The sequence below is a fragment of the Mycobacterium sp. NTMscope_Eco_3 genome, assembly GCF_976985685.1.
This window is the reverse complement of record NZ_CDRJYZ010000001.1, coordinates 3,469,640-3,484,914: the sequence shown is the minus strand read 5'-3', so window position 1 is coordinate 3,484,914 and position 15,275 is coordinate 3,469,640. Positions and strand designations below refer to the sequence as shown.

16 protein-coding genes are annotated in these 15,275 nt (G+C 70.1%); 10 read left to right on the top strand and 6 right to left on the bottom strand.

What is annotated here, in order from left to right; genetic code table 11:
- Positions 1 to 10: 10 nt before the first annotated feature.
- Complete coding sequence (locus AC0KTM_RS15730; protein WP_225329503.1) at positions 11 to 1,762, bottom strand: cation:proton antiporter; 1,752 nt, start codon at positions 1,760 to 1,762, stop codon at positions 11 to 13.
- A 98-nt stretch (positions 1,763 to 1,860) separates the two neighbouring features.
- Between AC0KTM_RS15730 and thrS the strand changes: the two genes are divergently transcribed.
- The 10 genes from thrS to AC0KTM_RS15680 all read left to right on the top strand — a co-directional run bounded on the left by thrS (position 1,861) and on the right by AC0KTM_RS15680 (position 11,638).
- Positions 1,861 to 3,936, top strand: coding sequence for a threonine--tRNA ligase (gene thrS / locus AC0KTM_RS15725; protein WP_225329496.1), 2,076 nt, complete (start codon positions 1,861 to 1,863; stop codon positions 3,934 to 3,936).
- Complete coding sequence (locus AC0KTM_RS15720) at positions 3,929 to 4,504, top strand: ATP adenylyltransferase (RefSeq protein WP_225329497.1); 576 nt, start codon at positions 3,929 to 3,931, stop codon at positions 4,502 to 4,504. The genes thrS and AC0KTM_RS15720 overlap by 8 nt, the downstream gene beginning before the upstream one ends.
- A gap of 73 nt (positions 4,505 to 4,577) precedes the next feature.
- Positions 4,578 to 5,219: a phosphatidylinositol phosphate synthase gene (gene pgsA / locus AC0KTM_RS15715; RefSeq protein WP_225329498.1), complete on the top strand. Its 642-nt coding sequence runs from the start codon at positions 4,578 to 4,580 to the stop codon at positions 5,217 to 5,219.
- Between the two features lie 17 nt (positions 5,220 to 5,236).
- Complete coding sequence (locus tag AC0KTM_RS15710; protein ID WP_238957326.1) at positions 5,237 to 6,187, top strand: phosphatidylinositol mannoside acyltransferase; 951 nt, start codon at positions 5,237 to 5,239, stop codon at positions 6,185 to 6,187.
- Positions 6,187 to 7,311 carry a glycosyltransferase family 4 protein gene (locus AC0KTM_RS15705; protein ID WP_225329499.1) on the top strand — a complete coding sequence of 375 codons (1,125 nt, stop codon included), beginning with the start codon at positions 6,187 to 6,189 and terminating at the stop codon, positions 7,309 to 7,311. Before AC0KTM_RS15710 ends, AC0KTM_RS15705 begins: the two co-directional genes overlap by 1 nt.
- Positions 7,311 to 8,336 (top strand): NUDIX hydrolase, encoded by a 1,026-nt coding sequence (locus AC0KTM_RS15700; protein ID WP_225341296.1) that lies wholly within the window; start codon positions 7,311 to 7,313, stop codon positions 8,334 to 8,336. Before AC0KTM_RS15705 ends, AC0KTM_RS15700 begins: the two co-directional genes overlap by 1 nt.
- A gap of 68 nt (positions 8,337 to 8,404) precedes the next feature.
- The gene (gene pdxS, locus AC0KTM_RS15695; protein WP_225325424.1) at positions 8,405 to 9,316 is read left to right on the top strand and encodes a pyridoxal 5'-phosphate synthase lyase subunit PdxS; all 912 of its coding nucleotides are present in this window, start codon (positions 8,405 to 8,407) and stop codon (positions 9,314 to 9,316) included.
- 9 nt (positions 9,317 to 9,325) lie between these two features.
- Positions 9,326 to 10,171, top strand: coding sequence for an acyl-CoA thioesterase II (gene tesB, locus AC0KTM_RS15690; RefSeq protein WP_225330641.1), 846 nt, complete (start codon positions 9,326 to 9,328; stop codon positions 10,169 to 10,171).
- Positions 10,168 to 10,758, top strand: coding sequence for a pyridoxal 5'-phosphate synthase glutaminase subunit PdxT (pdxT, locus tag AC0KTM_RS15685; RefSeq protein WP_225330642.1), 591 nt, complete (start codon positions 10,168 to 10,170; stop codon positions 10,756 to 10,758). Before tesB ends, pdxT begins: the two co-directional genes overlap by 4 nt.
- A 124-nt stretch (positions 10,759 to 10,882) precedes the next feature.
- On the top strand, positions 10,883 to 11,638 hold the full coding sequence (locus AC0KTM_RS15680) for a YebC/PmpR family DNA-binding transcriptional regulator (RefSeq protein ID WP_064936653.1): 756 nt from the start codon (positions 10,883 to 10,885) through the stop codon (positions 11,636 to 11,638).
- Here the strand turns inward: AC0KTM_RS15680 and AC0KTM_RS15675 are convergent, their stop codons facing one another.
- From AC0KTM_RS15675 to AC0KTM_RS15655, 5 genes are read right to left on the bottom strand one after another with little or no spacing between them, the layout of a single operon-like run.
- Positions 11,639 to 13,216: a polyamine aminopropyltransferase gene (locus AC0KTM_RS15675; RefSeq protein ID WP_238956324.1), complete on the bottom strand. Its 1,578-nt coding sequence runs from the start codon at positions 13,214 to 13,216 to the stop codon at positions 11,639 to 11,641.
- Positions 13,213 to 13,668, bottom strand: a complete 456-nt coding sequence (locus tag AC0KTM_RS15670) for a DUF350 domain-containing protein (RefSeq protein ID WP_225330377.1) — start codon at positions 13,666 to 13,668, stop codon at positions 13,213 to 13,215. Before AC0KTM_RS15670 ends, AC0KTM_RS15675 begins: the two co-directional genes overlap by 4 nt.
- 25 nt (positions 13,669 to 13,693) lie before the next feature.
- Positions 13,694 to 14,125: a DUF4247 domain-containing protein gene (locus AC0KTM_RS15665; protein WP_225330376.1), complete on the bottom strand. Its 432-nt coding sequence runs from the start codon at positions 14,123 to 14,125 to the stop codon at positions 13,694 to 13,696.
- Complete coding sequence (locus AC0KTM_RS15660) at positions 14,122 to 14,637, bottom strand: DUF2617 family protein (RefSeq protein WP_225330375.1); 516 nt, start codon at positions 14,635 to 14,637, stop codon at positions 14,122 to 14,124. Before AC0KTM_RS15660 ends, AC0KTM_RS15665 begins: the two co-directional genes overlap by 4 nt.
- Before the next feature lie 19 nt (positions 14,638 to 14,656).
- Complete coding sequence (locus AC0KTM_RS15655) at positions 14,657 to 15,268, bottom strand: DUF4178 domain-containing protein (protein ID WP_472416074.1); 612 nt, start codon at positions 15,266 to 15,268, stop codon at positions 14,657 to 14,659.
- Positions 15,269 to 15,275 lie beyond the last annotated feature (7 nt).

Genomic DNA, 15,275 nt, shown 5'->3' with positions numbered 1-15,275 from the left:
ACCTTGGGAATCAAGGTCTTTCGTTGCGCCGCCGCGCCCGCGGCATGATCGGCAGCGTGCTCTCTTCGTGATCGAGTTCGCGTTCGATCGCGCGAAGGCTCTGGTCGGGCAGCATGCCCGCGTCGCGCCAGCGCACGAGCTCGTCGCGCTGGGCGTCGATGGCGACCCGGCGGATGGCGACCGCGGCCTCGTAGCGGGGCGCGGCGGGGGTCTCGCCGGCGTCCGACAACAGATCGAGCCGATGCTGATATCGCTCGAGCCGTGCCGACAACTGTTGGCGCACACCGTCGATCACCCGAGGATCCACGTCCGCATCGTCCTGTTGGCCCAGCGCGTCGAGCCGGTCCAGCGCGGCCCGCACGGCCGCGGCCCGGGCCCGGTTGCGCAGCCGCAGTTCGTCGGCGGCGTTCGCCCGCAGGCCCAGCGCGCGCACCAGCGGGCCGAACGTGATGCCCTGTCCGATCAGCGTCACCAGCACGACGACCAGCGTGCAGAACAGCAGCAGGTCCCGGTCGGGAAACGGTGCGTGGCTGTCGGTCACGAACGGAACCGCGAAAATCGCCGCGAGGCTGACCACGCCGCGGGTGCCGGCCCAGCTCAGCACCAGGACTTCGCGGCCGCTGAGGCGCTCGGAGTGGCGGTTCGGCCGACGGCCGGTGCCGGGTCCGTCGGATTCGTCGGGTCCGCCGCCGTCGGATTCGTCGGGTCCGTCGGGTTCGTCGGCTTCGGCGGAGCCCGAGACGTTGCCGAGCCGGGTGTGCAGCGGCCGCGGCAGCGACTGGGTGAGCAGCAACCACAGCGGCCGCACCACGAGCACCACCGCGACGGTGACGGCGACCGCCACGACGATCGTCGACAGCTCGTAGCCGCCCAGATCGTCGAGGATGGCCGGCAGCTGATGCCCGATCAGCAAGAACACCAGGCCCTCGAGCAGGAAGTTGACCAGCCGCCACACGGCGCGGGTCTGCAACCGGCTCGCCCCCGACTCCAGCCGCGGCGAGTCGTGACCGACGATCAATCCACACACCACGACCGCCAAGACACCCGAGGCGGAAAGCTCCTCGGCCACCAGATAGGTCACGAACGGCGTGGCGAGCGAGATCGCGTTGGCCGTCAGCACGTCGTGTCGCCACCGGCGAAGCAGCCGCCGGAGGTACGCGAACACCAGCCCCACCGCCAGGCCGCCCAGAGCCGCCAGCGCGAACTCCCGGATCGCCGACGGCGCGGAGAACGCCGCGCCGCGCGCGACCGTGATGGCCACCGACAGTGTGGTCAGCGCGGTCGCGTCGTTGAGCAGCCCCTCGCCCTCGATCAGGGTGACGATGTTGAGCGGGAGGCCTTCCTTGCGGGCCACGGCGAGCGCGGCCACCGGATCGGTCGGCGCCACCGCGGCGCCCAGCACCATGCCGACCGCGAGCGTCGCACCACTGACGAGCAGCCCGAACGCGACGCCGACCGACGTCGCGGTCAGCAGGACGAGGACCACCGAGAGGCTGATGACGGTGCGCAGATTGCGGCGGATGCCGACCAGCGACGATTCCAGCGCGGCGTTGAAGAGCAGCGGCGGCAGAATGCAGGTCATCACGACCTCGGGCTCGAGGCTGATGTTCGGCCCCGGGACCAGCGCATAGCCGATGCCGACGAGAACCAGCAGCGGCGCACTGGGCAGGCCGGTGCGCTCGCTGATCCAGTTGACCAGCACGATGACCACGACGGCGCCGAGCAGCAACGTCAAAGCAGTCTGCGCCCCCATCGAGCCCATCTTGCCGGACTTGGGGGCGGCGCCTCGACGGCCCTGCTCGGCGTCGAACGGCCCCGATAGCATGGTCGTCGACCCATCGAGCCTTGGAGACCGCCACAATGACCGTCCCCGCACACCCCGCCTCGGGAGCCGTTGGCGGCGACCCGCAAGCCCCGATCCGGGTGCCTGCCGGGACCACCGCGGCCGCCGCGGTGCGGGAGGCCGGGCTGCCGGGCCGCGGGGCGCCCGACGGCATCGTGGTGGTGCGCGACGCCGACGGGAAGCTGCGCGACCTGAGCTGGGTGCCCGCCGCCGACGCCGAGGTGATCCCGGTGGCGGCCAACACCGACGACGGCCGCAGCGTGATCCGGCATTCGGCCGCCCACGTGTTGGCCCAGGCCGTCCAGGAGCTGTTCCCGCAAGCCAAGCTGGGCATCGGCCCGCCCATCACCGACGGCTTCTACTACGACTTCGACGTGCCGGAACCGTTCACGCCCGAGGATCTGGCGGCGCTGGAAAAGCGGATGCGCCAGATCGTCAAAGAGGGCCAGCTGTTCGAGCGCCGCGTCTACGAGTCCAAGGACCAGGCGCGCGCGGAGCTGGCGGGGGAGCCCTACAAGCTCGAACTCGTCGACGACAAGTCCGGTGATCCCGCGGTCATGGAAGTCGGCGGCGACGAGCTGACGGCCTACGACAACCTCAATCCCCGGACGCGGGAACGGGTTTGGGGTGACCTGTGCCGGGGCCCGCACATCCCGACCACCAGACACATCCCCGCGTTCAAGCTGACCCGCAGCTCGGCCGCCTACTGGCGCGGCGACCAGAACAACGCCAGCCTGCAACGCATCTACGGCACCGCCTGGGAGTCGCAGGACGCCCTCGAGCGCCACCTGACGCTGATCGAGGAGGCCCAGCGCCGCGATCACCGCAAGCTGGGCACCGAGCTCGACCTGTTCAGCTTCCCCGACGAAATCGGTTCCGGCTTGGCCGTTTTCCATCCCAAGGGCGGCATCGTGCGTCGCGAGCTGGAAGAGTACTCGCGGCGCAAGCACATCGCGGCCGGCTACGAGTTCGTCAACACCCCGCACATCACCAAGGCGGACCTGTTCCACACCTCCGGCCATCTGGACTGGTACGCCGAAGGCATGTACCCGCCGATGCATCTCGACGCCGAATATGACGACGACGGGACCGTGCGCAAGCCGGGCCAGGACTATTACCTGAAGCCGATGAACTGCCCGATGCACACGCTGATCTTCCGGTCGCGTGGGCGCTCCTATCGCGAACTTCCGTTGCGGCTCTTCGAATTCGGCACCGTCTACCGCTACGAGAAGTCCGGCGTGGTGCACGGGTTGACCCGGGCGCGCGGTTTCACCATGGACGACGCGCACATCTTCTGCACCCGCGAGCAGCTGCACGCCGAGCTGGCGTCGCTGCTGCGGTTCATCCTCGAACTGCTCGGCGATTACGGGCTGGAGGACTTCTATCTCGAGCTGTCCACCAAGGACCCGGAGAAGTTCGTCGGCTCCGATGCCATGTGGGAGGAATCCACCAACGCGCTGGCCGAGGTGGCGGCCGAATCCGGCCTGCAGTTGGTGCCCGACCCGGGCGGCGCGGCGTTCTACGGCCCCAAGATCTCCGTGCAGGCCCGCGACGCCCTGGGGCGTAGTTGGCAGATGTCGACCATCCAGGTGGACTTCAACTTCCCGGAGCGGTTCGAGCTGGAGTACACCGCCGCCGACGGCAGCCGGCAGCGGCCGGTGATGATCCACCGGGCGCTGTTCGGGTCCATCGAGCGGTTCTTCGGCATCCTCACCGAGCACTATGCCGGCGTCTTCCCGGCGTGGCTGGCGCCGGTGCAGGCGGTCGGCATCCCGGTGGCCGACGACCACCTCGACTACCTGAACGATGTTGCGGCGCAACTGCGTTCGCACGGGGTGCGGGTCGAGGTCGACGGCAGCGACGACCGGATGGCCAAGAAGATCGTCAACCACACCAACCAGCGGGTGCCGTTCATGCTGCTGGCCGGTGACCGCGACGTTGCGGCGGGCGCGGTGAGCTTCCGCTTCGGTGACCGCACGCAGATCAACGGCGTGCCCCGCGACGGCGCCGTCGACGCCATCGTGAAGTGGATCGCCGATCGCGAGAATGCCGCTCCCACCGCAGAACTCGTGAAGGTGGCGGCCGGTGAGTGATCGCGAACGGGCCGAGCCGAAGACCGACGACGCCATCCTGGACCGGGGCGTCGGCGAGGAAGATCATCTGCAACGGTTGTGGACGCCGTACCGGATGACCTACCTGGCCGAGGCGCCGATGAAGCGCGACAACGGCAAAACCGAGCAGCCGTTCACCGACATCCCGCACCTGACCGACGAAGAGGGGCTGGTGGTCGCGCGCGGCGAACTCGTCTACGCCGTGCTCAACCTCTACCCGTACAACCCCGGGCACCTGATGGTGGTGCCCTACCGCCGCATCTCCGAGCTGGAGGATCTGACCGATCCGGAAAGCGCGGAGCTGATGTCCTTCATCCAGAAGGCGATTCGCGTCATCAAGAACGTGTCGCGGCCGCACGGCTTCAACGTCGGCCTCAACCTGGGGACCTCGGCCGGCGGGTCGCTGGCCGAGCACCTGCACGTGCACGTCGTGCCGCGCTGGGGCGGCGACGCCAACTTCATCACCATCATCGGCGGGGCGAAGGTGATCCCGCAGTTGCTGCGAGAAACTCGTCAGCTGCTGGCGACGGAGTGGACGAAACAGCGATGAGTCGCGGTGGCGGCGATGCAGAGCGTGGCGATGAGGCGGGGGCACCTCCCGCTTGCGGGGGAGAGCGGCGCCGATGAGTAAGGTGCCGTTCCTGTCGCGGGCGGCGTTCGCGCGGCTGACCACCCCGACCGCAAAAGCGTGCCTGCGGTTGGGATTGACTCCCGACGCCGTCACGATCCTGGGCACCGTCGTGGCCGTGGCGGGGGCGCTGGTCTTCTTCCCGATGGGCAAGCTGTTCATCGGCACGCTGGTGGTCTGGTTCTTCGTCCTCTTCGACATGCTCGACGGGGCGATGGCCCGGGAAAGGGGCGGCGGCACCCGGTTCGGCGCGGTGCTGGACGCCACCTGTGACCGCGTCAGCGACGGTGCGGTGTTCTGCGGGCTGCTGTGGTGGATCGCCTTCGGACTGCACGACAAGCTGCTGGCGGCGGCCACCCTGATCTGCCTGGTCACCTCGCAGGTGATCTCCTACATCAAGGCCCGGGCCGAGGCCAGCGGCCTGCGCGGCGACGGCGGCATCATCGAACGGCCCGAGCGGCTGATCATCGTGCTGGTCGGCGCCGGCATCTCGGACTTTCCGTTCGTCGCGTGGCCGCCCGCGTTGCCGGTGGCGATGTGGCTGTTGGCGGCGGCCAGCCTGGTCACCTGCGCGCAGCGGTTGCACACGGTGCGCACCTCGCCGGGTGCGACCGACCGCGGATCGGTCGCGCCGTGATTCCCACTCCGCCGGGCATGAACGCGATCACGGCACCGAGCCGCCTGGCGAGCCGCGTCGCGGGCCGGTTGAGCGGCGTCGGGGCCGACTGGGCGTACGCGTCAGGCTGGTTGGCCGTGCGGGCGATGCCGGAGTTCGCCGCGCGCAACGCATTTGGCGCCGCGGCGCGCTACGCGGCCCGCGGCGGCGGCCCAGATCAGTTACGCAAGAACCTGGCCCGCGTCTTGCGGGTGCCGCCCTCGGACGTTCCGGATTCACTGATGCGGGCCTCGCTGGCCTCCTACGCCCGCTATTGGCGCGAGGCGTTCCGCCTGCCGGGCATGGACCTCGCCGCGGTCGGCCGCCAGCTGCACGACTCGGTTCAGGGCCGCGACCATATCGAAGCGGCACTGTCCGGCGGCCGCGGCGCAGTGATCGCGTTGCCGCACAGCGGCAATTGGGACATGGCAGGGGTGTGGCTGGCGCAGACACACGGCACCTTCACCACCGTCGCGGAGCGGCTCAAACCCGAGTCGCTCTACCGGCGGTTCATCGACTACCGCGAAGGCCTCGGCTTCGAGGTGCTACCCCTGTCCGGGGGCGAGCGGCCACCCTTCGACGTGTTGTGCGACCGGCTGCGGGACAACCGGGTGGTGTGCCTGATGGCCGAGCGCGACCTCACCCGCACCGGTGTCCAGGTCGACTTCTTCGGCGAACCCACCCGGATGCCGGCCGGGCCGGCGAAGCTCGCAATCGCGACGGGGGCGGCGCTGCTACCGGCCCACTGCTGGTTCGAGGGCCAGGGCTGGGGCGTCGCCATCCACCCGGCGCTGGATTGCACCGGCGGCGACGTCGGCGCCATCACCCAGTTGTTGGCCGATCACTTCGAGAAGAACATCGCCGCCCGCCCCGAGGATTGGCACATGATGCAGCCGCAATGGCTGGCCGACCTCTCCGAGAACAAGCAGGCCCGGCTAAGGGACGCCTGATGCGCATCGGGATGATCTGTCCCTACTCGTTCGACGTTCCGGGCGGGGTGCAGTCGCACGTCCTGCAGCTCGCCGAGGTGGTGCGGGCCCGCGGGCATGACGTCAGCGTGCTCGCACCGGCCTCGCCGCACGCCGTGTTGCCCGACTACGTCGTCTCGGCGGGCAAGGCCGTCCCGATTCCCTACAACGGGTCGGTGGCCCGGCTGCGGTTCGGCCCGGCCACCCACCGCAAGGTCAAAAAGTGGCTCGCCGAAGGCGATTTCGACGTGCTGCACCTGCACGAGCCCAACGCGCCGAGCCTGTCCATGCTGGCCCTCAACATCGCCGAGGGCCCGATCGTGGCGACGTTTCACACGTCGACCACCAAATCGCTGACGTTGACGGTCTTTCAGGGCATCCTGCGCCCGATGCACGAGAAGATCGTCGGCCGGATCGCGGTCTCCGACCTGGCCCGGCGCTGGCAGATGGAGGCGCTGGGAACCGACGCGGTGGAGATCCCCAACGGCGTCGACGTCGGCTCGTTCGCCTGCGCGCCGCTGCTGGACGGGTACCCGCGGCCGGGCAAGACGGTGCTGTTCCTGGGGCGCTACGACGAGCCGCGCAAGGGCATCGGGGTGTTGCTCGACGCGCTGCCGCGGCTGGTGGCGCGGTTCCCCGACGTGCAGCTGCTGGTTGTCGGGCGCGGTGACGAGGACGAATTGCGCACGCAGGCGGGCGAATTCGTGAGTCATATTCGCTTCCTCGGCCAGGTCGACGATCCCGGGAAGGCGTCGGCCATGCGCAGCGCCGACGTCTACTGCGCACCCAACCTCGGCGGGGAAAGCTTCGGCATCGTGTTGGTCGAGGCCATGGCCGCCGGCACCCCGGTGGTGGCCAGCGACCTGGACGCCTTCCGGCGCGTGCTGGCCGGCGGCGACGTGGGCCGCCTGGTGCCCGTGGGCGACGGCGCCGCGCTCGCCGATGCGTTGATCGCGGTGCTGGAGGATGATGTGCTCGCCGAGCGCTATGTGGCCGCCGGCACGGCCGCCGTCCAGCGCTACGACTGGTCGGTGGTGGCCAGCCAGATCCTGCGGGTTTACGAGACGGTCGCCGCGACAGGCGCCAAGGTTGAGGTGGCCGGTTGATGACATGGCTGATCGTCGCCGTCGCGGTGTTGGTCGCGGTGCTGGCCGTCTTCGGCGCCTGGGCGTACCGGACGGCCAACCGGCTGGACCGCCTGCACGTCCGCTACGACCTGTCGTGGCAGGCGCTCGACGGTGCGCTGGCGCGGCGCGCGGTGGTGGCGCGCGCCGTGGCCATCGACGCCTACGGCGGCGCGTCCGAGGGGCGGCGGCTGGCGGCGCTGGCCGACGCCGCCGAGGGGGCGCCCCGGCCCGCGCGGGAAACGTGCGAAAACGAGCTGTCGGCCGCGCTGGCCGCCGTGGACCCGGCGTCGCTGCCGGCCGGGCTGATCGCCGAGCTGGCCGACGCCGAGGCCCGGGTGGTGTTGGCCCGTCGCTTCCACAACGACGCGGTCCGCGACACGCTGGCGCTGGCCGAGCGGCCCCTGGTGCGGCTCTTTCACCTGGGCGGGACCGCCGGGCTGCCCAGCTATTTCGAGATCGTCGAGCGGCCGCACGCGCTGGCCCACGGCGATCACGGCGTGCTCAACCACCGCACCTCGGCGCGCGTCGTGCTGCTCGACGAGACCGGGGCGGTGCTGCTGCTGCGCGGGTCGGATCCGGCGCTGGCCGGCCAGCCCGCGCCCAAGTGGTGGTTCACGGTGGGCGGCGAAGTGCAGCAGGGGGAGCGGCTGGCCGAGGCCGCCGCGCGGGAGCTCGCCGAGGAGACCGGCCTGCGGGTCGCGCCCGCCGACATGGTCGGGCCCGTCTGGCGGCGCGACCAGGTCTTCGAGTTCAACGGCTCGCTGATCGACAGCGAGGAGTTCTACTTCGTCTACCGCACCCGCCGATTCGAGCCGTCCCGCACCGGCCACACCGAACTGGAACGCAGCTACATCCACGGCCACCGCTGGTGTGACGCTGCCGACATCGCCCAACTCGTCGCCGCGGGGGAGACGGTGTACCCCATGCAACTATCCGGACTGCTCACCGACGCGGCCGCGCTCGCCGGCGGCCGCGCCCCCGGCCCGCTGCTGTCCATCCGCTGACTCCGCCGGTCAACGCGGGCCAAAGCGCCTCATTAGACTGGGTCGACAACGTTGAAGGAGATCAAGCAGTGACTACCGCCCACCCCCCGGACGGCAACGGGCGAACCGGAACCGCGCGCGTCAAGCGCGGCATGGCCGAGATGCTCAAGGGCGGCGTCATCATGGACGTCGTCACGCCCGAGCAGGCCAAGATCGCCGAGGGCGCCGGCGCCGTCGCCGTGATGGCGCTGGAGCGGGTGCCCGCCGACATCCGCGCCCAGGGCGGGGTGTCGCGGATGAGCGACCCGGACATGATCGAGGGCATCATCGCCGCGGTGACCATCCCGGTCATGGCCAAGGCCCGCATCGGCCACTTCGTCGAGGCGCAGATCCTGCAGAGCCTCGGCGTCGACTACGTCGACGAGTCCGAGGTGCTCACCCCCGCCGACTACACCCACCACATCGACAAGTGGAAGTTCACCGTGCCGTTCGTGTGCGGGGCGACCAACCTCGGTGAGGCGCTGCGCCGCATCAACGAGGGCGCGGCCATGATCCGCTCCAAGGGTGAAGCAGGCACCGGAGACGTCTCCAACGCGACCACGCACATGCGGGCGATCGGTGGCGAGATCCGCCGCCTGACGTCGTTGTCCGAAGACGAATTGTACGTCGCCGCAAAGGAATTGCAGGCGCCCTACGAACTCGTCGTCGAGGTGGCCCGGGCGGGCAAGCTGCCGGTCACCATGTTCACGGCGGGCGGTATCGCCACCCCCGCCGACGCGGCGATGATGATGCAGCTCGGCGCCGAGGGCGTCTTCGTGGGCTCGGGCATCTTCAAGTCCGGCGACCCCGCCCAGCGCGCCGCGGCGATCGTGAAGGCCACCACCTTCTACGACGATCCCGACGTGCTGGCCAAGGTGTCGCGCGGGCTGGGCGAGGCGATGGTCGGCATCAATGTCGAGCAGATCGCGCAGCCCCATCGGCTGGCCGAACGCGGCTGGTAAGAACAGTCTGTGGCGATCGAAGAGATCCTCGATCTCGAGCAGCTCGAGGTCAACATCTACCGCGGCAGCATCTTCAGCCCGGAATCGGGATTCCTACAGCGCACCTTCGGCGGTCATGTGGCCGGCCAGTCGCTGGTGTCGGCGGTGCGCACCGTCGACCCGCGCTACCAGGTCCACTCGCTGCACGGATACTTCCTGCGGCCCGGGGATGCCAAGGAGCGCACGGTGTTCATCGTGGAGCGCACCCGCGACGGCGGCTCGTTCGCGACCCGTCGCGTCAACGCCATCCAGCACGGCGAGATCATCTTCAGCATGGGCGCGTCCTTCCAGACCGACCAGGAAGGCATCCACCACCAGGACCCCATGCCGCCCGCGCCGCCGCCCGACGGGCTGCCCGGGCTGGACTCGGTCAAGGTCTTCGACGACGCCGGGTTCAAGCAGTTCGAGGAGTGGGACGTCTGCATCGTGCCCCGCGAGCTCCTGCAGCTCTCGCCGGGCAAGGCCGCCCAGCAGCAGGTTTGGTTCCGCCACCGTGACCCGCTGCCCGACGACCCGGTGCTGCACATCTGCGCGCTGGCCTACATGAGCGACCTGACGCTGCTGGGATCGGCGCAGGTCACCCACCTCGACGTGCGGGAGCACCTGCAGGTGGCGTCGCTGGACCACGCCATGTGGTTCATGCGGGCGTTCCGGGCCGACGAGTGGCTGCTGTATGACCAGTCTTCGCCGTCGGCCAACGGCGGCCGCGCGCTGTGCCAGGGCAAGATCTTCACCCAATCCGGCGAGATGGTCGCGGCGGTCATGCAGGAGGGGCTGACCCGCTTCAAGCGCGGCCACGGGCCGACCAACCCGTGAGCAGCCCCCGGATCGGGGTCCTCGCGCTGCAGGGCGATACCCGCGAGCACCTGGCGGCCCTGCGCGAAGCCGGGGCCGAGGCGATGCCGGTGCGCCGGCGCGGCGAGCTGGAGGCGGTCGACGGGCTGGTCATCCCCGGTGGCGAATCGACGACCATGAGCCACCTGCTGCTCGATCTCGGCCTGCTGGAGCCCCTGCGCGGGCTGCTGGCCGACGGGCTGCCCGCCTACGGCGCGTGCGCCGGCATGATCCTGCTGGCCAGCGAGATCCTGGACGCCGGGACGGGCGGGCGGGAGGCGCTGCCTCTGCACGCGATCGATATGACCGTGCGGCGCAACGCTTTTGGGCGTCAGGTCGACTCGTTCGAAGGGGACATCGATTTCGCGGGCCTCGACGATCCGGTGCGGGCGGTGTTCATCCGCGCGCCGTGGGTCGAGCGCGTGGGCGACGGCGTGGAGGTGCTGGCCAGCGCCGCCGGGCACGTCGTCGCGGTGCGCCAGGGCCGCAAGCTGGCGACGGCGTTTCACCCCGAGGTGACCGGCGACCGGCGGATCCACCACATGTTCGTCGACATGGTGACCGGCTGAGCCAGCGCCGCGAAACTGTATTCCACGACGCATTTCCCGAGTGGAGCCGTCGACAGTTGCAGTCTCGCGGGCCACGTAGACTCGTCTGGCCACAAAAACAAGAGGACTCCCAGATAGGACACCGATGAGCGGCCATTCCAAGTGGGCCACCACCAAGCACCAAAAGGCCGTCAAGGACGCGCGCCGCGGCAAGGAGTTCGCCCGGCTGATCAAGAACATCGAGGTCGCCGCCCGCACCGGGGGCGGTGACCCGGCCGGCAACCCGACGCTGTATGACGCCATCCAGAAGGCGAAGAAGACGTCGGTGCCCAACGACAACATCGAGCGGGCCCGCAAGCGGGGCGCCGGCGAGGAAGCGGGCGGGGCCGACTACCAGACGATCATGTACGAGGGCTACGGGCCCAACGGCGTCGCGGTCCTGATCGAGTGCCTGACCGACAACCGCAACCGGGCGGCCGGCGAGGTCCGGGTGGCGGTGACCCGCAACGGCGGCAACATGGCCGACCCCGGCTCGGTGTCCTACCTGTTCACCCGCAAGGGCGTCGTCACCCTCGAAAAGAACGGCCTGACCGAGGACGACGTGCTGACCGCGGTGCTCGACGCCGGCGCCGAGGACGTCAACGACCTCGGCGAGAGCTTCGAGATCATCTCCGAGCCGACCGACCTGGTCGCGGTGCGCACCGCGCTGCAGGACGCCGGCATCGACTACGAATCCGCCGAGGCGAGCTTTCAGCCGTCGGTCAGCGTGCCGGTTGACGTCGAGGGCGCGCGCAAGGTGTTCAAGCTCGTCGACGCGCTGGAAGACAGCGACGACGTGCAGAACGTGTGGACCAACGTCGACCTGTCCGACGAGGTGCTCGCCGCTCTCGACGAGGACTGACTAGTCGTACCCGTGCCGCATGTCCTCGACGATGCGCGGATTGTCCAGGGTCGACGGCTCCACGGGCCGCGGCGCGATGTCGCCGGAGAACACGCCGGCCGCCTCGAGCACCCGCTGGTTGAGAAAACGTAGCGGGGGAGCGTCGGGCGGCACCGTCGGTGTGGGCGCGGTGTCGGCGCGCTGCGCCAGGGCGAATCCCCAGTCGCCGAACGTCGGCACGTGCACGTGATACGGCGTGACGGCGTAGCCCGCCGCCCGGATCGTCGACACCGTGCGCCAGTAGGCCGTCGGGGTGGAAAAGGGGCTGCCCGCCTGCACCGCCATCAGCCCGCCGGGGGCCAGCGCCCGGGCGGCCAGCGCGTAGAACTCGGTCGAATACAGCCGGCCCAGCACGGGTGTGTCGGGATCGGGAAGGTCGACGATGATCGCATCGAACCGGTCGATGTCGGGTCCGCGCAACCAGTTCATCGCGTCCTGCGTCACCACGCTTACCCGCGGGTTGTCCAATGAACCGGCGTTGGCGCCGCGCAGCGTGGTGCGCGCGACGTCGATCACCGCGGGGTCGAGCTCGACCTGCACGATCTTGGAAATGCCGGGCTGGCGCAGCAATTCGCGAGCCACCAGGCCGTCGCCGCCGCCGAGCACCAGCACCGAACGCGCACCCTTCCCGACCGCGGGGTACACGAGGCTTTCGGTGTAGCGGTATTCGTCCCGGGTGGAGAATTGCAGCCCGCCGTCGAGGTACAGGCGGGTGTCGTTGCCGCGCCGCGTCACCACGATCTCCTGGTAGGGCGTGTGCCGATACGCGACGATCGGATCGGCGTAAAGCCTTTGCCGGCTTGTGGTTTCGACGTCGGCCGAACGCAGCAACAGGGTGGCGAGCAGCCCCAGCGCGGCGGCCAGCGCGCACAGCGCCAGCAGCAGTTGGCGCGTCGAAACCACTTGGCGCAGCAGGAAAATGGCGACGACGGCCGCCGCCGCCAGGTTGATCATGCCGGTGACCGCCGCGCCGCGAATCATCCCCAGCTGCGGCAGCAGCAGGAACGGCCAGACCAGCCCGCCCAGCAGCGCGCCGAGGTAATCGGCGGCGTTGAGGTTGGCAAGCGTGCGCCCGGCGTCGGCTGCACCCGCCACCCGCCCGCTCTGCAGCAGCGTCATCAACAGCGGCACCTCGGCGCCGACCAGGCCACCGATCAGGGCCGTGCTCACCGCCAGCACCCACGTCGAACCGACCGCGCCGTCCAGGAACGCGAACACCATGTACAGGGCCGCCGCGGACAGCCCGCCGATGACGCCGAGGGCCGCCTCCACCGCGATGAAGGTGATCGCCGCATGCGCCAGCAGCGGTTTGACCAGCAGGGCGCCCACGCCTAGCGCGGCGATGTAGCCCGCGACGATCAGTGAGGTGGCGACGATGCCGCCGCCATCGAGGCTCGCCGACAACGTCAGCAGCGCGAGTTCATAGATGAGGCCGCAGGCCGCGCACGCCGCCACGGCGGCCAACAGCAGCGCCCGCCACCGCCCCGACGCCGCCGCGGACGGCGCCGCCGGGGGCGTGGCCACGTCGACGGAGCTCATGACACCGCCGCGGCGGTCACCCCTCCGACGGCGAGCAGTATCAGGGCCACCGCGAACGAGCCGGGATGCAGCACCTGCTCGTCGATGTGCTCATGGAAACTCCCCGGTATCAGCAGATGCATTGTGAGCAGCGCGATCCCGAGCAGGATCACGCCCATCAACCCGTACACCGCCACGCCGAGGAGTCCCTGCCCCAGCTGGCTGTAGCTGTTGGCGATCGCGGTGATGATGACGACGGTCAGCGCGATGTACATTGCGCCCGCGACGATCACGGCGTTCGGGCGGCGGTCGATGAACACCAGCTGGCGCAGCTTGCCCGGGGTCAGCACGTCGACCACGTAGAACCCGACGAGCAGGACGGCCATGCCGACGACGAAGTACAGGATCGTCGCGACCGCGCCTTTCAGGACGGGATTGAGGTCGACGGTTCCGATCTCGACGGCGAGGTACATGGTTGTCTCCTTTGCGGTGGTGCCATCACTTGGTTCCGCCCGGGCCGCCGGGGCTGCCTCCGGAACCACCCGACGGGGAGCCGGGGGTGAATCCGGGGCCGAGGAAGATGAACGCGCCGTGGCTGTAGCCGGCGCTCAGCGGTTCGACGCGGATGCTGCACGGGTAGTTGCCGTCGGGGCCGACGACCACGATGTCGTTGGCATAACGCAGGTATTCGGTGTTGCCGTTGTCGGCGCGCGCCTCGGGGTGCGCATACGCGGCGAGCGCGTCGGCCGCCTGTCGTGGCGATCCCGTGCACTGGTAGCGCGTGCCGTTCACGTCGTGGGCGTACTCGTGATAGTGGCCCGCGACGTACGACGCAATGTTCTTCTGCAGCAAGATGATTCCGGTGATCAGGCACACCACGGCGCCGGCCGCCAGCAGACCGGCGATCACGAACAGGCGGGTTCGGCTCACGGTTGCCACCGGCTCGCGGTGTGAACCACCGTCCCGCCGGAGCCGGGCGGACGCCCCGGGTACAGATGCCATGTCTGCCAACGCCATCCGGCGCCGTCGGGCTCGGCGGCCAGCACGGTCAGCGCGGCGTCGTCGCCCGGGAACGTGCCGCCGAGCCAGCCCGCCCGTCGGGCGCAGCGGCCCCGCAGCTCGTGCGCGAGGCGGCGGAAGGCCGCCTCGTCGCGGGTGTCGGTGACCGATTGCAGGTGGTAGCCGGGCGCGTCGGTGCTCTCGGGCAGGGCCGCCCCGAGATTGCGTGCCGTGCAAGAGATTTCCTCGGAGAACCGGCCCGCGGCGTGCTCGACCGCGACGACGTGCGACGCGCCGAGCACCCCGAGCAGCAACGCCCCCGCGCCGCCCGGGTGCTCGAGGCGGCAGGCGGCCAGCGGCGGGGGGACCGGCGCGTTGAGCGCGAGTCCCAGCCGCTCCCCGGATACGTCCGCCGGGGTCACGGCGAGCTGATGAAGGGGCACCGGCCTGACCTCGCGCGCGTTAGGCGGGGCTGGGCGGGGGAGCCGCGTAGACGGTGAGTTCGCCGGGGGACACGGACTTTCCCGTCGACACCTCCCAGGGCATGTCCGCGGCCCAGCGCTCGAAGGAGAGCAGGACCGTCTCGTCGTCGCTGGTGCAGTCGACGAATTCCATCTCGCCGCCGGCCGGCAGCCCGGTGGTGCCTTCGGTCGTGTAGGAGGCGCGGCCGCGTTCGGTTTCGTGAAACATCACGCCGTCGACGACGTACGGATCGCCGGGCCGCAGCGGCACGTCCTTGCGGGTGATCCACATCGCCAGTTCCAGCCGTCCGTCGTCCTCTTCGACGCTGAACCACATCGGCTGCTCGCCGCCCTCGAGCAGGTGTTCCCACCACACGAACGGTCCCTCGCGGAAGGTGACCGACCCGCGCACGATGTAGTCGGTGCCGCCGTAGCTGACGATGGCGCCGGGGCCGAGCTGGCGGGGCCCGAACTGCGGCATCGCGTCCGACGCGAGCGGATCCGGGCGCCCGGCGCTCTGCGCCGGCCGCTTGGGGCGGCGCAAAGCGATGACGAGCACCACGATCGACGCGATGAACAGCACGATGGCGAGCATGACCAGCAGAGATCCCACGCGCAGC